3 protein-coding genes and 2 pseudogenes are annotated in these 1770 nt (G+C 59.8%); 1 reads left to right on the forward strand and 4 read right to left on the reverse strand.

What is annotated here, in order from left to right; translation table 11 throughout:
- From C0456_RS20370 to C0456_RS21035, 4 genes and pseudogenes are all read right to left on the reverse strand, one after another.
- Positions 1-345, reverse strand: a 345-nt coding sequence (locus tag C0456_RS20370) for a hypothetical protein (protein WP_291056487.1), incomplete at its 3' end; no start/stop codon positions are given.
- 116 nt (positions 346-461) lie between these two features.
- Positions 462-962, reverse strand: coding sequence for an RES family NAD+ phosphorylase (locus C0456_RS20375; protein ID WP_066526173.1), 501 nt, complete (start codon positions 960-962; stop codon positions 462-464).
- A 9-nt stretch (positions 963-971) separates the two neighbouring features.
- Positions 972-1325: a helix-turn-helix transcriptional regulator gene (locus tag C0456_RS20380; protein ID WP_155647025.1), complete on the reverse strand. Its 354-nt coding sequence runs from the start codon at positions 1323-1325 to the stop codon at positions 972-974.
- Between the two features lie 107 nt (positions 1326-1432).
- A pseudogene (locus C0456_RS21035) lies at positions 1433-1525 on the reverse strand (DUF3768 domain-containing protein); the annotation flags it as partial.
- A gap of 64 nt (positions 1526-1589) precedes the next feature.
- Between C0456_RS21035 and C0456_RS20385 the strand changes: the two are divergent.
- Positions 1590-1770: pseudogene (locus C0456_RS20385) on the forward strand (IS110 family transposase); the annotation flags it as partial.

The raw sequence follows: 1770 nt of genomic DNA on the forward strand, positions 1-1770 counted from the left end.
GCCCGGCTTTGGCCGGGGTGGTTCGGCCTCGCCGATGATGAGGGCCCGCTTTGCGGCTTGCTGGTTCGGGCCATCAGCTTGCGCGAGGGTGGCAAGCCGATCTGTCTCCAGCTGCCTCGCGAGGTCTTCGGGCACATTGCAGTAGTGCTCGATCAGCGCGATCGCGCTTCGCGGGGTCGGCAGTTCGCCGGGATATGTGCCCTGCCAGATCACGCAGTCTTCTTCGCCGGTCGCATCGATGGCGATGGCCTGCGCAAAGAAGGTTTCAAGAGGGCGGTCATAGCCCACCACCACGCGGTCGATTTCAGTGCATTCCTTTTTGAGGGGAACCTGCCGTCTGCTCATCTGAACCTCGCGTGATCACTGTTATGGGTTATGGGGTATGGCTTATCGCAGACATGTCTGGCAGCCGATGCGCACACGTTAGCCGGGTGTGCTGTCTGTCTGTTCTTACGGACTGATCATCGCCAGGAATCGCGGTTTTTGGGAAGCAGGCCGTGCTTGTCTTCCGCATGCACTTGCGGCGCTTCGGTTTCATTCCAGCGCCACAGCACAAGATTGCGTCCGGCGGCCTGGGTCGAGGGATAGATCAATCCGTCGAGTCCCGCCGCTATCAGGACTTCGGCCGCTTCCTGGCTTGGCGAAAGCTTCTGCGCATATTGCGGACCCCACCATGGGCGGATCATCAGATCGTCTGCGAGGTCATGCTTCTTGCGCATTGCCGCGTCGTGGTAGGCGGCGATGAGACCGCCGGAAACTTGGTAACGCACCAGCGTGACCGGGATGAAATCGAGGACCTGTTGATTGGCTTCCTTGACCGCCGTGAGCGGGTCGAAGGAGAGATAGAGCGCGGGCCTTCCGCGAGCGTTCCACCGGCCACCATTTTTAGCAGCACCGGCCCCGCTAGTGGGCATGGACGCCCATTCGGGCGTATGCGCCCGGTAACAGATGGTCGGTTCCATGGCGAAAAATCAGGCGTAAACGCCGTTGTAGACGTTTTCGAGGTGCCCATGCACCCACGCGATGTTGCCATCCCTTACGTGCTCCATCGCGGTCTTCGTTCCCATCGAGACGATCGGTGTATATTTGAACCACACTACGGCACGTTCGAGCGAGCCGGCGATTTCGCTGGCATGGGTCAGCAGACGCACCAGTGGCAGAAGGGATTCCCGCCCCTTTTTGCCGAGCGGCTCTGCTCCAAGCGTGTTGCGGCTCACCCCGACCAGCTCGGCAAGTTCCGACAGCGAAATCTGCAGCTGCTCTGCCAGAGCGCGTGGATTGATCGCGCCATTGTCGGCGACCATCCGGTTATGAGCATGGGTCATGGTCGTTTGTCTCCTTCAAACGATTTAGTGCATCGGCTGCACAAAATCCAGTCAAACACGCAGGGTGTCGGTCGTCTCGAGCTGGGCGCAGCACGGCGGTGAAACTATCAGTATTCCGAGGCAAGCATGATCGTGACGACGCGGGCGGTGATGGACGCGTCGGCGGGATCTTCGGACCCGTATTCCAGGTTGAGGTCATAGCAGATCCTATGCAGGCCGGATCGGCTATGCCGTTGTTCCGTCAAACCCTACGGAGAACGCTACATGGAGAACTCGTCGTCAGATTACTGCCCCAAGACTTCTGTCATTGTCAGCGTTGAGCTCAGCAAGCGCAACTGGCTTGTTGCGTCGCTGTCGCCAGGAGCGGCGAAGCCTTCGCTGCGGACAATTCCTGCCGGGAACAGCGCGGCACTGATCAGTCACCTTCGCAATCTTGAGTGCAAGG

It is taken from the genome of Hyphomonas sp. (genome assembly GCF_013823385.1).
In the GTDB taxonomy this organism is placed as follows: Bacteria; Pseudomonadota; Alphaproteobacteria; order Caulobacterales; family Hyphomonadaceae; genus Hyphomonas.